Source organism: Trinickia sp. EG282A (assembly GCF_040965455.1).
GTDB classification, from domain to species: domain Bacteria; phylum Pseudomonadota; class Gammaproteobacteria; order Burkholderiales; family Burkholderiaceae; genus Trinickia; species Trinickia symbiotica.
Map to the genome: position 1 here is coordinate 571,816 of NZ_JBFRCC010000001.1, position 14,771 is coordinate 586,586.

A 14,771-nucleotide genomic window follows, 5' to 3' on the forward strand; every position below is an offset into this window, starting at 1 on the left:
CGTGGCAGATTCCGAATTCGATCAGTTCGCGCGCGATTATGATCGTGTGCTTGGCGACTCGATCCCGGAGGGGCTCAATGAAGATGGATACTTCGCGGAGTACAAAGTTGCGCTGATGTCGAAGCTTCTCAAATGTCGCCAACCGAGGCGGATACTTGACTTTGGCTGCGGCGCAGGACGCAGTCTCCCATACCTCGAGCGATATTTTCCAAACGCCGAACTGTGGGGCTTTGACGTCTCCACAGATTCTTTGATGGTCGCGCGCGAGCGCGTGCCCGCGGCACATCTCTTCTCTGATTGGCCGCAGGCTGCGAGCGTTCGATTTGACGCGATAATAGCGGCCAATGTGTTTCACCACATTCCGCGTGAATGCCGAGAGTCGGCGCTCCTGCAATGCTATCACGCTCTGCAAACGAAGGGGACGATGTTCCTCTTTGAGCATAATCCATTAAACCCTGCGACGCGCTGGATATTTGAGCGATGTCCCTTCGACGTGGGCGCTGAGATGCTGAGCTTGAGGAGCGCACTACAGCTAACGAAGCATGCGGGCTTCCAGTCTGAGGAACATGGCTACACACTATTTTTCCCGCGTCCACTGGCTTTTCTCCGCAGCCTCGAGCCATGGCTAAAATCACTGCCGTTAGGTGCGCAATATTATGTCCAGATGGAGAAATGAATCCGCGATCCTGATTCGTTACGCAGGAAGCGGTGCGGTGAATACCATTGCCGGTATCGGGTTGATTTTCTTTTTCATGAAATGCGGGGTGTCTCCCATTCTTGCCAATGTGGCAGGGTACACTGTTGGGCTCGCCCTTAGTTTTTTTCTCTCGAAAAAAATTGTTTTTTGCAGTGACGGACACGTAGCCGCGGAGAGCCTACGCTTTCTTGTCGCGTTCGCGCTGTGCTTTTTTGCAAACATAGCTGTCTTGCACGTTTTTGTGAATTTGATTGGTTTCGGCGCTGGGGTATCGCAATTGATCGCCGCTGCAACGTATACGGGGTCAATGTATTTCGCGGCGCGATGGTACGTGTTCAAAGTAGCCTCCAAGCCATCAAATCCGTGCTAGAAACGTATTGTCGATGAGTTTTACCGCAAATTTTCAATCCGTATAACGGCAAGAGTGAATCAATGAGCGAATTGATCGATCGGTTTCGTCTCGATCGTGCGCATGGCGCACACGTCGTGATGACCTTTCTAGTCTTAGCCTACGGGTTGGTCAATCTGTTCTTCGGTGAAGTGGTACCCGCTGGCGGAGGGCTTGGCTGGGACGGTGTGGTCTACGCAAGCATCGTGCGAAACCTTTGGACGATGATTTCACATGGGCAAATGACTGGCTACTATGCGCAGCGACTTCTTCCATCCGTGATCGTTAGGGGAATGCTCATTGTTTCCGGCGCAGAGTTTACAAACGGCAACATCATCCGCGCCTTCGACCTCTATAACCTGACATTACTGCTTTTCGCGACGATCATATGGAAACGTATAGCTGACAGTCTCGAATTGTCCATCGCCTCAAGATGGGTCGGATTTGGGGGGATCTTTGTCAATTTCCTGATTGCCAAGCAAGTAATGTATGCCCCCGTCTCGACAGACGTTACGGCCATGGTCATCAGCATGTTGCTTCTTCTGTTCTATCTGCAGCGCCGCCCGTTTGCGTTGCTATTCACAATGGTGGCAGGTTCCTTCGTCTGGCAAATTACGGGTCTTTGTGGCGCATTGCTAATGGTGTTCATGCATGCGCGATTCTCTGAGTCAGAAATCAGTGGCAGCAACGTGAGGTCAAGCGCCAAGCGCAAGTTTAAACGAGCGGCCTTATTTTTATGGATGGTCCTTATAACTATTTGCGTTTTTGCATATATAGCGTTGCCGCACATGCTGTCGCCGGAACAATTGGAATCCGAAGGAGGCCATAAGTTGGAGCGGCTAATCGCTGGGTTGCCGTCGCTCATCGCCGTGGTAGTCGCTGTTGCTGTCTTACTGGGCTCAATACGTCTAATCGGCTCCGTCGCTTCAAAACTGGCGGAGATCCCTCCGGGAGCCCTTGCCCTCGCAGTCGCGGGTGTCCTCATTCCGCATATCATTGTGAGATCTATTTCAAACCCCGGTCTCCCCAATGCAAACAGCTTTTCGCAAGTTCTGGAGTGGGTTGTTTTTCCGCTCAACGGGGAAGGCAAATTCCTGATGCCGCTGGTCACGCTTTCCGTCTTTTGGGGACCAGCATTGCTGCTGATGATCATCGTGTGGGATCAGGTCTGTGTTGAGCTGCGGCGACTTGGTCCCGGTGCAATGGCTATCGTGGGGCTCAATATGCCGCTAGCCCTCGTGACGGAGCCACGATACGTGATCGGTGCTTGGCCGTTCGTTATTACAGCCTTAGTGTTAGCTCTCCAAAAGAGAAAGCGCCGCAATTCTTTCCCGTACGCTTTCCTGGCTCTGAGCGTGGCGTCTGCTCAGTTTTGGCTGCCAATGAATCTACGACCGTGGACCGGCGCCGATGTAGATGGCCTCTTGGAATTTCCAAAGCAACTTCTTTTCATGCATTACGGCCCTTGGATGAGTTGGTCGTCATACCTGATTCAGCTAGCTGTCGTGCTTTTAAGCGCTGCTTGGCTTCGAGGGACCTTGCTGATCGATGAAAAATCATAGCTGCCGGATCATCTGTCGGGTAACCTAGTTGTACACACCGGCGGCTGGACGGCCCACAATGCCGCAGTATCTGGCTTGCAGGGAGGTGGACTTTCAAGGGAAGCTCCCTTTGCAGAAGATCGAATAATTGTGAACATCGGCTTTGACGGCATACCCCTGAAACCCGGAATGCCGTGCTTTCGAGTCAATCGACTGCTGAACGTCCGGCCGGTCGATGCCGGTAAGAACGGACCCCACCACCATTCCATTCGAAACGATGTAGGCAGACTTCGGCACTTGCTTCGTCGCCTCATCGAACACCCAGCCGCTCAGCCTAACATGACCTGTATCGCTTACAACCGGCGCTTCGGCGTCGATGTTGCCGCGGCACTCTTTGAGGCCTACAGGCGGCTTTCCAAGTAGTGCGCGCGCCGTCTTCAACTCGGATGATCCAAACACCGACAGGTTGTAGCGCACGGCATTAGCGACCACGCGCCATATTTGCGCGCGTTGTTCAGCGGTGTGCTGAGGGTACACACTGCCGATGGTGTCTCGGTCATCGACCCCAAGATCCAACGCAAGCGCGGCCTGCATCCGCTCGCGCGCGATCTCCGGACCGGATTGATCCATCGTCCCGAGTTGCGCCGCGAACAGCATGAGCGGCACAAATACGGAAATTGCCCCAACGACCGCGAGCGTTGCCACTCGCTCGCGGTACAGATGTACAAACAATAAGAGCAGCGCGCTATACAGAAGCATCAGAGACGTTTCGTATCGGCCCGCGAGCGCGGCACCGAGCCCGAAATTTGACCGGCTGATCGTGGCTGCGGCACCGGCCGCACCTATGTACACCACGAACAGGGCAAGCGCGAGATATGACGGATCGCGTGTTACGCGGCGCCCCCACTGCAGAGCCAACCAGATGCTAGCGCTGATTACGGTAGCTCCCACGAGCATCGTAACGATCTCGTTGTGGAAAAGCCAGCCGAACGGGGCGCCGAAGAACATCAGCAGAAATTTCACCATTATCCGGAATGGTGCGCCGGCGTGCGGCATTGTGTGGTAGTGATACGTCCAAGCTGCCAGCGTCAGTACGGTCACCAGCAGCAGCGTGGCAGTGCGCCAACGGGTGGATTCTCCGCTCAACGCAAGCATAAGCACCAGTAGGGGCAGTGCCAGCAGTCCGTTTGCCATCGTGACCGTCGAAAGCACGCCGCATACAGTCGCTGCTACGAACCAGACGTTGCGCCGGTCGTGAATCCACCGCGCCATCATCAGCAGTGCGACCAGCGGCAGAAGATACGCCAAATAGAACGGACTCTGGTAGCCCCAGTTAATGTTCTCGGATTGCAGCCAGGAGAAACAGGGGACCGCTACCAAAGCGCAACATAAATATGCAAGCCGACGGTGAGCGCCCATGAGCGCGCGGGCTGCAAGGCAGAGGCTCATCCACAGGCAGAACATCAGCACGATGTTCAGGAAGATCAGGAGATACGACAAACCGCCAAAAAATCGGTAGTCTGCCCAAAACAATACTTTGGAAAGGACGATTCGGTGCTCGTTCGCCTGCTCAAAGAATGGAGACCAGTGGGCACCCTGCAACCTCGCGACGTAGAACTGAAGCGTTCCGTCCCACATATCCCAGAACGGGACCGGCGAGAACCATCGCACCGCGCCGACTATTGTAGTAACGATGAAAAACGCCGGCGCTGTAGCGGGTAGCAGCGCTCGCACGACCGTTGCGCGTACCACTCTCTTAGACCTGCGCTGCGATTCGGTAAAGTTTGCCTCGGCCAACTCATTCCCCTATTCTGGTACGAGAATGTAGATGAACCCGTTGGAAGTCAATCCACAGGCCCGCGGATCGTTCTCAGCATTATGGCGCCCTCTACTGGACGGCTTCTACGTGATAGCCGTTGCGCGCTTTACCAAGGCGTGCTATCCATGGATATTCAACGAACCGGAAAGTAAAGGCTGAAAGCCCCACAGTTATCAATGCGGCTAGGCAACCGACGCACCAGTATTGCGCTGCTGACAAATCACTGACCGGCGTGAAGTGATTCACTAGCCTCGAAACAAGATATAGCACCCAGTTATGCAATAAATAGAAACTGTAGCTTAGCGTTCCGAGAACTCTGGCTGCAGGAAACGTTAGCAGACCATAGAACGAATTGCCGGCGGCGAGCACCACGAACGGCACAAATAGCAGCAACGCTCCGATTGGCGTGTATGTCATTGGTTGAAGTAATACTGCCGCAACGGTGCTGACCAGTGCGGCAGGTGTGCCGATCGCCCTCTGTGCGGCGTCGCGCAGCGCCTGAATGCGCACAGCGTAGGCAGCGATGCATCCGCTAAGGAAAAACCATTCGACTTGGGCGGTGGAAAACAGCGTGATCCAAAGAGCTACTCCTGCAGCGACGACAAACGCCCACCCGCGCGCCAACGCAGCAAATAGCGGGAGTAAGAGGTAGAATTTCCATTCATACGTAAGAGACCAATAGACAGTGTTGATCAACGTTGATTGACCAAAGCTGTTGATTTCTGGTGCGCCAGGGATTGTGAACAACAGCCATGAGACGACCTGCCTCGTCAAATCGTGAGCGGGCACCAAAATGCGAAAATGCGTCAAGGCCAGCGCAGTCAATATAACAAGTGATGCGCTTGTCACATACATTGGGACTAGCCGGCGAAGTCGGGAAGTAAAGAACTTAACCGATTCGAACGTGCTGTTGCAGTCGAGCACTCGGCCCCAGAACAGGAAGGCGGTTATCATAAAGAAGAATGCAACGGATCCCCGGCCCAAGAAGGTGTCGATCCTTGACGGCGTCAGCTGCCATACTCCGGTGCGGTAAAGCTGCTGGTTGATGGATAAGTGGTGCATCAGGACACCGACAGCAAGGTATCCACGCAATCCATCGATAGCATGAAATCTGGCCGAGGACGCTTCACGGCTCAACAACGCGCGGTAGAAGGTAGACCGCGCTATCCAAGCCGCGAATCCACCGGTTGTGGCCAGGACGAGAGTTGTCCCTAGTAGAAGGTTGCCGGTATAGCTTTGCATGAATCGTAGTCGAGAGTTGCCAGTACTGTCCTCTAAGTAGCCAGTAATCCATTATGGTCTCGGCGCGCCAATGAGTGGCACAACATCCACACTTCAAGGCTTTGTCGCAGTTTTACAGGCAACAACGAGAAATTGCTTCCCGAGGCAGCGCCACGCAAATGGAACTTTAAGGAACAGCGAAACCAACGCGGGGTGCTGTGGTAGCCGAGACCTCGTGGTATACGGCAAAAATTTGGGAATATTGCGCTCGATTGAAAACCCGGCGAGCGCGAGGGCCTCGGCAAGCGATAGATGCGATAGCGGAAGATGATGGTCGTAAAAATCCCAATACTCTCCAGGCAAATATCGAATATTGGGACCCATAATGATGAGTCGTCCGCCCGGGCGCAAGACACGGAATGCTTCAGCCAGAACGCTGTCGCAGACAGTTTTTGACGGAAGATGCTCGAGAAAATTCGAAGTAAAGGCCACATCGACCGAATTGCTGTCAATGTCCGACATTCGCTCGGCGCTTGACAGAAAAAATTCGATGTCATTGCCCAAAAAGCGACGTGCATCTTGGTTAAGGTCGACGGCGATCTTTCTTTTGGCGCGAATATTGTTAATAAATTCACCATATCCGCAGGCAATATCTAGGACCGTTGCGTTGTTGCCTACGAATTTTTGGAAGAAATCGCGGCACAAGACCTGCCAAACCTTCATTTTTGCCGGCAAATCTGCTTCGCGGAACCGAATTCGATACAAGGAGGTTAGGTCCGTCATGATAATCTATCGAAAAGTGATGCGTTTATGGGCATAGTAGCTCAGGAGAACTGGGGCAATTATCCCAATCAGATGCCCAACCGCCTCGTTCAGCTGCGGCGTAAGAGGAAATGCAAGCTGGAAGAGCTTGCGGGCAAAATCGCTTACGATGACCGTGATGCCTAAACCTACGAGATTCACTAATGCGAAGTAAGAAAGCTGCTGTTCCGTGCGCTGCGTGCTATTCGCAAAGACAAACGTTCGCATAAGAATGAACGCAGTGAGCATTCCGCAGACAAAGGCCGCCGCAACCGCCGCTTCGAACGGCAAAAATCGGCTAAATGCGAATCTCGAAATGAAGTTCACGCCCGCTGCCAAGCCCCCTGAGAGCAGGAACTTACCGAATTGGAGAGTTGTCAGTTTGCGTAGCACTGGTAAGCTAAAAGGCATCTTTCGACGTTCACTTGGAATTTGTCAATCATACACCAAAGCGCGGACGTATGTACCAAGGCCCGCGGTAGCTCCAAACGAGGGAATCACAAGATGTACGGACACTGCGCATAACCGGTCTAGGCGAAGAAGACAGGTCTACTGGCAGCGTCCGAGACTTTATGGCTGCCCTCAATTACGAGCTATATCATTCTGGCCATATTGCGAGCTAGTCCGATGCTCTCCGAAATACCACGGTCCTCGGGGTAATAATACGATGTATCTGCAACCAACAAACCCTGTATTGGCAATTTGATGGGTGGCAATCGGTCCAAGTATCCAGGTTCGCAGATAGGCTGCGCGAAGCGGTACCGGCTCGCTCGTACATCCAGGAAGTCTGCATCCGTTAATGAAGGATTTATCTTCTTCAAATATCGTTTTACCTTTTCGATGAATATGGAATCAGGCTCCCGATACTTGGGGTGTTCTCCGGGTACGTAAAATGGCACATAGACAATGTGCTCGGACAGCGGACGGAGGTTGGTATATTCGACGACGCCCGGAATATCCATTTCCGGATCATTCGTATTTAGCCAAAAGTTCTCTGTCACCGCCTTTCGTAGTTTGACTATGATGCATACGACAGCAACGTTCTTTGCGCTCTTGAAAGCGTTTAAGATATCCACGGGCAGGTCGGGTATGACGCGTGGCACATAGGGAAGCGGTATGGTACTGACGACTTTATCGAAGTCCAGTCTCTGTCCGCCCGCCAACAACCCTGCGACTTTCCCGCCCTCAATGATCACTTTCTCCACTGGGGTGCCCAGCCTGAATTCTCCGCCGTTTGCTTCTATGTAGTCGCGCATGGCCTGCAGCAACGTATCCGAGCCGCCTTCGAGATAGCCGAGCTTCTCCCGAAAAATGTCGTAACGGGATCGGCCTATCCGTCGAATGCGGCTCCAAATCCAGGCTGCGGAGAGGTTATACGCATAGTCGTAGAACTTGTAGTCGAAAAGCCGGCGCCACAGCACCTCCCAAGCCTCCTCGCCGATCCATCGGCGGATCCAACCGGTGGCTTCCATGCGATCGAGTGGCTTCCAGTCATTGCGCTTCGTCGATAGGAAAGCGTGAAGTCCGTACCGCACTTTCGCCGGCAGGCTAAGCCCCTTGAATTTCAAGAGCGCCACTGGATTTCCCCAAGGCTGAACACGTCCTTGGTAGAAATAGCCCATCTTCGTTTCGCGCCACTGCATCTTGTCTTCGATGCCAAGCTCCCGCAGCACCTCGAAGAAAGCGTGATCCGAAATTGCGTGAAAGTGATAGTAGCGCTCGATAGACAGCCCGCCGAAATCGAAGCACGCTGCCATGCCTCCCACGCGGTCGTCGGCTTCGAAAACGATCGGTTTACGGCCGTCTTTCACAAGTTGATACGCTGCGCCGAGGCCCATCGGCCCCGCGCCGAGTACTGCAATACGGTCTGCGCTCGTTGCCATGTGCGATCAAAACTCCAGTGCGATTTCGCTATATGTCGGATCGTTGAACGTTTCGTCCATCGCTTTGGCGAACGGGGTGGCGCGCACCGAGAAGATCCGTTCCCAATCGATGACCTCGAATTCGTCGCCTGCGGTCAGCGCTTTCAATTGATCAGCCGTGAACGGTGGGTTCTTGCTGAAGAGCGCGTAGATCTTCAAGAGCACGTAGAAAAGGCCATAGGGAATCTTCAAGATCGCGCAGCGCGCGCGGGTCGCGCGCTTGATCTGCCGGATGATGTCGATGTAATTGACTCTCTCGAGCCCGGTGATGTTGAAGGCATCGCCACTGATCCGCGACTCAATGCAGCTAATGATCACGTTGCAGAAATCACCGACGTACAGGGGCTGCCGCATGTAGCGTCCGTGGCCGGGAATCGGGAATACAGGTACGCGATGCATGAACCGCGATAGCCAGCCAAGATGCTTGCGATCGAACCACCCGAACATCAGCGTTGGTCGCAGCACGACGCAATCGATGCCCGAGGCGACGACCATTTCCTCTTGTACGCGCTTTGTTTCGGTATACCAGTCATCGGCAACAGAATTGACGACTGACGAACTTATATGCACGGTATAGGGAATTCGGCAGCGCTTGATGACGTCGATGACGTTGCGCGTCGAATCGATGTTGTTCCGCACGAACGGCTCGCGCGTCGGAGCACCGATCTGCGCTTGCAGCATGACAACAACGTCGGCACCCTCGAAATGCGTTGACCAATCGCCCGGATCTGCAAGATCGGCGTAAATCGCAGTCACGTCAGGATGAACCGACCGCAAGACATCGAGATTTGCCTTATGTTTGTCCAGCACGACAAGATTGGTGTAACCGCGCGCTTTCAGCCGCGCAACCAGGTTTTGGCCGACGAGGCCTGCACCACCAGGCAGGAGAATGCGACTCTGATTCATGCGTTTGCTCGTTTGGATCCCATGTTTCGTAGGTACAAGGTCGAGACAATAAGAAGCATTGCCTTCGATCTGTTCAGCTCCTAGTGTGCGGATGTCGCAGGGCGGGCCGATGCGGATACTGCGGACTTGATTTTGCAGAACGTACCGCCTGGTGCTCTCGCCGCGACTTGTATGTCGCCCTCGGCACGCGCGCGGAAAAAGGCGGTCCATCCGCTATATGTGGCGCGCCGCCCCACCGCGTCTTTGCCTTCGCTGCTAGTGCCGCCAGTGACTCCGCTGCCGATTGTGGCACCATCGATGTCGGTTACGATGACATGGCGTGGGACACGCTTGTCGTTTTCGTCATAGATCCATCCGCTTGCGCGATAAACGCCCGGCGTAGTCGTTGGCGACACAGCGTCGACTGCGCCCTCGCACGATGACGCTGCGCGAACCTGGGCGGGCGGCACGAGGTAGTCCGGACTAGCTGGCGCGAATATCGACAGTCCTGCCTTTTCCGCTGCGCTTGCCTTTGCGATCAACTGATCTGGAAACGGGTAGACCGCGCGAGTAATTTCAGGATCATAGACATGGGCACGCAGTGCGAGGCCGGCGACCAGACGCGGATAGACCTCGTCCCGCGGGCTATCCAGCGCAGAGCGCTGGGCGGAAAGAACGAGTACGACGGCAATGCCACCGATTGCTGATATCCATCTGTACTCTTTTGCAGATCTTGCGTTTACCGCGGCAAAGGCGATCAGTGCTGTCCAAACTGCCAACGCGGCCGTCGTATATCGCGACGACAGCGCAAACTCGAGGCCGAGCCATAACCGGCCGCCTGCGGTGATGGCGGCGTTACCGACGATAAATAGGCTGAAAGCGAGCAACGACGTTGCTCGCACTTCAAATGAGTCTGAAGTGGCTGCTTTGACGACGAACACCGCAAGCGACACGAGGACAAGTGCGCCGATGGTGTAGGCGCTGGCGACGCCCAGGTGTGCACTAATGGCTCCCAAGCGAGCGCTTCGCGCGGGCGCGCCGAGATAGAGGAGCACGTATCGGAATGCGTCCAAGGGATGTTGAAGCCAAGCAGCCATGACCGTGCCGTTGCTAGTTGGTGAATGCCAGTCGTTGAAATAAGCGACCCATACAAGCACACCAACAAGAAAGATGAACCCAAGCGCGGCAGGCCTGAAGCGCGAGTACATGGCCTGGACGAGGAGTACAGGGAATACGAGTACGCCGCTAGACATCGAATAAGCGGACACCGTCGCACTCAGTAGTGCTGCAATCAGCCACCAGAACGACTCGCGCGCTTGGCCCTTTGCGCGCGCTCGCGATGCTAGCTCCAGAGAGTAAAAGGCCGTTAGTGCAAACAAATATACTGCGAACCACTGACCTTGAAAGCCCCACGTAAAATTCTCTTGCTGTATCCACGAGTAGCCGAATATGAGAGCAGCCCCGGCTATCGAGAGCTGTGCCCGCCGCTCGATTTTCCTATCTTGGCCGACTGCAATGCGGACGAAAGTGAGCGCGAGCAAGCCGGCCAGCACGAGATTCACCGTGAGCAGCATTACGTTCCTGCCGCCGAAGTAGCGCAAGTCGGCAAAGAACAGCAGTCGCGGTACGGCCAGGCGATGCTCGTTATGCTGCGCGAAAAGGGCGTGCCACGGGTTTTGCGATGCTTGCAGATACGCCCCGATGGCACCGTCCCATTGATCGTTGAAAGGCAGTGGCGAATAGTGTCGCCACACGCTGTAAGCCGTCGTGGCTAGCGTGAGTAATCCAAGTGTCAGGACGAGGTGTCCGTAGTTTAACGGGGCCTTCTTCATGGAATCGTTCAGAGTGAGGCGCGCTTGAAAACGAACACGGGTAGCAACCGAATGACGAGCATGATGCCCGCCCAGAACCCCGGCGTATAGAGAACATCCTTCCGTCTCTCGATTGCGCGAACGATCTGCGTTGCCACTTTTTCTGGCGTCGCGACGAGCGGTCCCGGCAACGGCAACCCCTGAGTCATCGGCGTAGCAACGAATCCCGGCTTGATGGTCAATACGTGGACGCCGGATTTGAAAAGCCGTGCATTGAGTCCTGCACAGAAAGCGGTGAGCGCTGCCTTGGCGCTGCCGTAAAGGTAGTTGGACGGCCTGCCGCGGTCCCCTGCGACTGAAGAGATGACAGCGAGCACCCCCTTGCGCTGCGCTTCGAGCATGTTGGCGACTGGTGTGAGCAACGCGATGACCGAGGTTGCATTCGTGGTGAACTCGTTCACCGCGACAGCGACGTCTGCTTGGCAGGCTGCTTGATCAGGCAGTGTTCCCGGTGCGACGAGCACGATGTCAGGCGCTCCGAGCACTTGCGTGCATCGGTCCAACATTTCGCCGTGGCGTTTCAAATCGTTGATATCGAGTGCATAGCAGGATGCGAGTTGCGCACCTCGCGCAGTGAGATCTTGCGCAACTTGCTCAAGACGTTCGCCGTTGCGTGCGACAAGAAGGAAGCGAGCGCCCTTAGCTGCCCATTGACGGGCACAAGCGCCGGCAATGGCAGACGTCGCGCCTACGATCAGAATATTTGTCATGTTCTTGTGGTCCGTTCCCAAAACCGCGAGAGTATGGCAGGGTCTCGCAACGCTTCGACTTGCTCCCATCGGGGGTAGGCTGCGCGGAAATCCGAGCCCGACATATGAGCGTCCTTAGCGGGGTACATTCGCCCGCCGGCTTCGCGCACTATTGAGTCCATCGTCGCGAACAGCTGTTTGTTGAGCTCTTCGCGTTGCGGAAAATCCAGCGCGAGGGACGTACCTTCCATCGGAAACGAAAGCAATCCCGGCGAAGGAAGATCGCCACACCGTTTCAGCACCGACAGGAAAGAGCCTGTACCGCTCTTCGCGATGGCGTCGAGGATGGCCCGTATCGCATCGCGAGCTGCGCTCGGCGGTACGATGCACTGGTACTGCTGAAACCCGGCTCGCCCATAAATGCGATTCCATTCGAGCAAGCTGTCGAGCGGGTAGAAGTAGGTGTCGTAGCTGACTTGCGAGCGCAATTCGTCGCGACGTTGGCGCCGATAGTAGAGCTCGTTGCAGATGCCCAATGTTGCCCGGTTGAACAGCGGGATGGGCAGCGTGAACGGCACGGTACGCTTCTTTCGTTGCTCAACCACGAGCGGTCCTTCTGCGGCATGGTCGCCTACCATGAATATGCCGCGACCGAGCGCGCTGCCTTTGCTGTGGCAGTCTACCCAGGCAACGCTGTACTCGTGCAACGGGTCGAAACGTTCGGACAGCGAAAAAAACTCGTCGAGATTCGAAAAGCGAATGCTCGTAACGTCGATGAGCCCCGAGCGCACCGGCATGAGCTGTAGTTCCACCCATGTGACCAGCCCGGTCAACCCCAATCCGCCGATGGTCGCAGCGAACAGCTCGGGATTTTCTTCCGGCGCACATTCGTATTGACTGCCGTCACTGCGCACGAGCGAAAAGCGTCGCACACATCTGCCGAACGTGCCTCTTACATGGTGATTCTTTCCGTGTACGTCGTTCGCGACGGCTCCGCCCAGTGTCGCGTACTTCGTGCCCGGCGTAACGGGCAACATCCAGCCGTGCGGCACGGCGAGCTCCAGCACTTCGCCCAACGTGACGCCCACTTCGGCGCGAAGTATTCCTGTTTGCCAGTCCGCGGCGATCAGGCGGTCGAGAGGGCGAGTATGGACAACATGACCGGACGCCGCGAGACAACTGTCGCCGTAACTGCGGCCGTTTCCGTAAGCGAGCGTTGTGCCGTGCCCTTGGCGCGCCGACTGCCACGTGGCATGCAGCGCATCGCGCCATGCGACTGCATGCGGATCTTGCGGTAAGTACGGATAGCGCCCCCAGGACTGTAGCTTGGTCATTGGCTAAGTGGCGGCCCAGAATACGGCTCCGCAAAGCGCGAAGACGACCAGACTGACGCGATCGCGTGCGGCAAACACGATCGGGTCGTCATGCATCAATCCACGATGCGTGATGATCCACGTCCGGCTGACCCAGTAAAGCAAGAGGGGACAGGCCAGCCAAATCAGTTGCGGGTGGCGGTAAAGGCTCGTCGTTTTCCCATCCTGAATGTAAAGGGCGAGGACGAGTACCGCCAAATATCCGGAAGCGGTGCCGAGAGAGCAGAGCAGAGGCAGATCACTCGCTACATACCCGCGGCCGCGCGTCTTGCCGAGGCCGCGAGCCATCATGGCATGCAGTTCGGCATAGCGCTTGACGAGGGCGAGGCTAAGAAATATGAACATCGAAAACGCAAGCAGCCAGAACGTCAAGTGCCCGCCTATCGCTGCTGTGCCAGCGATGATGCGAGTGGTGTAGAGCATCGCCAGCGAGATGACGTCTACCATCACCCTGCGCTTCAAAAGCATGGAATAGGCGAGCGTCAGCACGTAGTAACTAAGCAATACTGCCGCGAAGCGCCAGGGGAGCATTACGGCCGCAACGGCAAATGAACTTACGAGGAGTACGGGAAAGAGCACGACGCCCCATGTGAGCGGCATTGCTCCTGAAGCTAATGGGCGTCGACGTTTAACGGGATGGTGCCGGTCGTCCTCGAGGTCGAGCAGATCGTTCAACAGATAGACGCTGGACGCGCAAAGTCCGAAGGCGACAAATGCCAGCAGCGCCGCGAATGCGTGTTGCGACGAATTGAGCCAATGCGCTGCGAGCAGCGGCACGAAAATGAGAAGATTCTTCAGCCACTGATGCAACCGCAGTGATTTGCTCAGCGTCTTAGCGAGCGTCGGGCGCGATTCGATCACACGCTCGACTCGACAAACCTTGCGCGCCGCGTGCTCGACACCGTTATGAGGGTTGACGACGTAAGCGCAATCGGCCGATCGCCACACGGGAAGGTCGTCGTGCGAGTTGCCCACGTAGTCGAAGCCTTTCTCGCCGAATTCTGCAACGAGCCTTTCACGCTTGTTTTCCGCCGACAGATTCGTCAAGCCGTCGGTGGCGAGCGTCATCTCGAAGAGCCCGAGATGGTTCGCAATCGCCTTTGCGTATCGTTCGTGGCTTGCCGTGGCGAGCACGAGCCGGCGGCCGGCTTCTCGCTCGGCCGCCAGCCATTCGATGACTGCCGCGTCATAGGGCAAGACCGCGACATCGATATTCGTGAGGTCAGCCAGCCGCGCTTTGAGCGCAGCCTTGCCTCCGCGAGCGAGCCAGAGCAGTGGTTCGTAGAAGCGATGCGGCGCGGCCTTCAGAAAGGCGAATCCTGATTCCATCAGGATGTCGGAACGAATTAATGTGCCGTCGAGATCGACGACGAGTGGTTTGCTGCACATTCAATCGACCTCGGGAGCGAGCGGCAACGATCGCGATAGTTCATGCACGCGACGCGGACAATCGGCCCGTCGCGCGGGATATAGGTGCGACCCGGTACGCAATAAAGATGCGGTAACAGCCGCCAAGGCGGCGTTACTTTACTATTTCCTTGTTTCTTGCACAACCTTACCCACA

Annotated in this window: 13 protein-coding genes; 3 read left to right on the plus strand and 10 right to left on the minus strand. The window is 55.8% G+C overall.

Annotated features, from left to right (window positions below; translation table 11 throughout):
* Position 1 precedes the first annotated feature (1 nt).
* The 3 genes from AB4Y31_RS02580 to AB4Y31_RS02590 all read left to right on the plus strand — a co-directional run bounded on the left by AB4Y31_RS02580 (position 2) and on the right by AB4Y31_RS02590 (position 2,647).
* Complete coding sequence (locus tag AB4Y31_RS02580; RefSeq protein WP_368672571.1) at positions 2-676, plus strand: trans-aconitate 2-methyltransferase; 675 nt, start codon at positions 2-4, stop codon at positions 674-676.
* Complete coding sequence (locus AB4Y31_RS02585) at positions 657-1,067, plus strand: GtrA family protein (RefSeq protein WP_368672572.1); 411 nt, start codon at positions 657-659, stop codon at positions 1,065-1,067. The genes AB4Y31_RS02580 and AB4Y31_RS02585 overlap by 20 nt, the downstream gene beginning before the upstream one ends.
* 62 nt (positions 1,068-1,129) lie before the next feature.
* Positions 1,130-2,647 (plus strand): hypothetical protein, encoded by a 1,518-nt coding sequence (locus AB4Y31_RS02590; protein WP_368672573.1) that lies wholly within the window; start codon positions 1,130-1,132, stop codon positions 2,645-2,647.
* Positions 2,648-2,740: 93 nt separating this feature from the next.
* Here the strand turns inward: AB4Y31_RS02590 and AB4Y31_RS02595 are convergent, their stop codons facing one another.
* The 10 genes from AB4Y31_RS02595 to AB4Y31_RS02640 all read right to left on the minus strand — a co-directional run bounded on the left by AB4Y31_RS02595 (position 2,741) and on the right by AB4Y31_RS02640 (position 14,596).
* A complete protein-coding gene (locus AB4Y31_RS02595; protein ID WP_368672574.1) occupies positions 2,741-4,423 on the minus strand; it encodes a hypothetical protein in 1,683 nt (560 codons plus the stop codon).
* A 91-nt stretch (positions 4,424-4,514) separates the two neighbouring features.
* Complete coding sequence (locus AB4Y31_RS02600) at positions 4,515-5,687, minus strand: acyltransferase family protein (RefSeq protein ID WP_368672575.1); 1,173 nt, start codon at positions 5,685-5,687, stop codon at positions 4,515-4,517.
* 93 nt (positions 5,688-5,780) lie between these two features.
* A complete protein-coding gene (locus tag AB4Y31_RS02605; RefSeq protein WP_368672576.1) occupies positions 5,781-6,449 on the minus strand; it encodes a class I SAM-dependent methyltransferase in 669 nt (222 codons plus the stop codon).
* Between the two features lie 6 nt (positions 6,450-6,455).
* Positions 6,456-6,878, minus strand: a complete 423-nt coding sequence (locus tag AB4Y31_RS02610; RefSeq protein WP_368672577.1) for a GtrA family protein — start codon at positions 6,876-6,878, stop codon at positions 6,456-6,458.
* 182 nt (positions 6,879-7,060) lie between these two features.
* Positions 7,061-8,350, minus strand: a complete 1,290-nt coding sequence (locus AB4Y31_RS02615; RefSeq protein ID WP_368672578.1) for an NAD(P)/FAD-dependent oxidoreductase — start codon at positions 8,348-8,350, stop codon at positions 7,061-7,063.
* Positions 8,351-8,356: 6 nt separating this feature from the next.
* Positions 8,357-9,295 (minus strand): NAD-dependent epimerase/dehydratase family protein, encoded by a 939-nt coding sequence (locus tag AB4Y31_RS02620; protein ID WP_368672579.1) that lies wholly within the window; start codon positions 9,293-9,295, stop codon positions 8,357-8,359.
* 80 nt (positions 9,296-9,375) lie between these two features.
* Complete coding sequence (locus AB4Y31_RS02625; RefSeq protein WP_368672580.1) at positions 9,376-11,106, minus strand: hypothetical protein; 1,731 nt, start codon at positions 11,104-11,106, stop codon at positions 9,376-9,378.
* 8 nt (positions 11,107-11,114) lie between these two features.
* A complete protein-coding gene (locus tag AB4Y31_RS02630) occupies positions 11,115-11,855 on the minus strand; it encodes an SDR family oxidoreductase (protein ID WP_368672581.1) in 741 nt (246 codons plus the stop codon).
* The gene (locus AB4Y31_RS02635) at positions 11,852-13,168 is read right to left on the minus strand and encodes an FAD-dependent oxidoreductase (RefSeq protein ID WP_368672582.1); all 1,317 of its coding nucleotides are present in this window, start codon (positions 13,166-13,168) and stop codon (positions 11,852-11,854) included. Before AB4Y31_RS02635 ends, AB4Y31_RS02630 begins: the two co-directional genes overlap by 4 nt.
* A 3-nt stretch (positions 13,169-13,171) precedes the next feature.
* Positions 13,172-14,596, minus strand: a complete 1,425-nt coding sequence (locus tag AB4Y31_RS02640; protein ID WP_368672583.1) for a UbiA family prenyltransferase — start codon at positions 14,594-14,596, stop codon at positions 13,172-13,174.
* Between the last annotated feature and the right edge of the window lie 175 nt (positions 14,597-14,771).

Bases quoted from the DNA above. Each gene is read 5' to 3' on its own strand.
- AB4Y31_RS02615 (WP_368672578.1), bottom strand. From the start codon at position 8,350: ATGGCAACGAGCGCAGACCGTATTGCAGTACTCGGCGCGGGGCCGATG.
- AB4Y31_RS02590 (WP_368672573.1), top strand. From the start codon at position 1,130: ATGAGCGAATTGATCGATCGGTTTCGTCTCGATCGTGCGCATGGCGCA.
- AB4Y31_RS02600 (WP_368672575.1), bottom strand. From the start codon at position 5,687: ATGCAAAGCTATACCGGCAACCTTCTACTAGGGACAACTCTCGTCCTG.
- AB4Y31_RS02620 (WP_368672579.1), bottom strand. From the start codon at position 9,295: ATGAATCAGAGTCGCATTCTCCTGCCTGGTGGTGCAGGCCTCGTCGGC.
- AB4Y31_RS02610 (WP_368672577.1), bottom strand. From the start codon at position 6,878: ATGCCTTTTAGCTTACCAGTGCTACGCAAACTGACAACTCTCCAATTC.
- AB4Y31_RS02585 (WP_368672572.1), top strand. From the start codon at position 657: ATGTCCAGATGGAGAAATGAATCCGCGATCCTGATTCGTTACGCAGGA.
- AB4Y31_RS02640 (WP_368672583.1), bottom strand. From the start codon at position 14,596: ATGTGCAGCAAACCACTCGTCGTCGATCTCGACGGCACATTAATTCGT.
- AB4Y31_RS02635 (WP_368672582.1), bottom strand. From the start codon at position 13,168: ATGACCAAGCTACAGTCCTGGGGGCGCTATCCGTACTTACCGCAAGAT.
- AB4Y31_RS02625 (WP_368672580.1), bottom strand. From the start codon at position 11,106: ATGAAGAAGGCCCCGTTAAACTACGGACACCTCGTCCTGACACTTGGA.
- AB4Y31_RS02630 (WP_368672581.1), bottom strand. From the start codon at position 11,855: ATGACAAATATTCTGATCGTAGGCGCGACGTCTGCCATTGCCGGCGCT.
- AB4Y31_RS02605 (WP_368672576.1), bottom strand. From the start codon at position 6,449: ATGACGGACCTAACCTCCTTGTATCGAATTCGGTTCCGCGAAGCAGAT.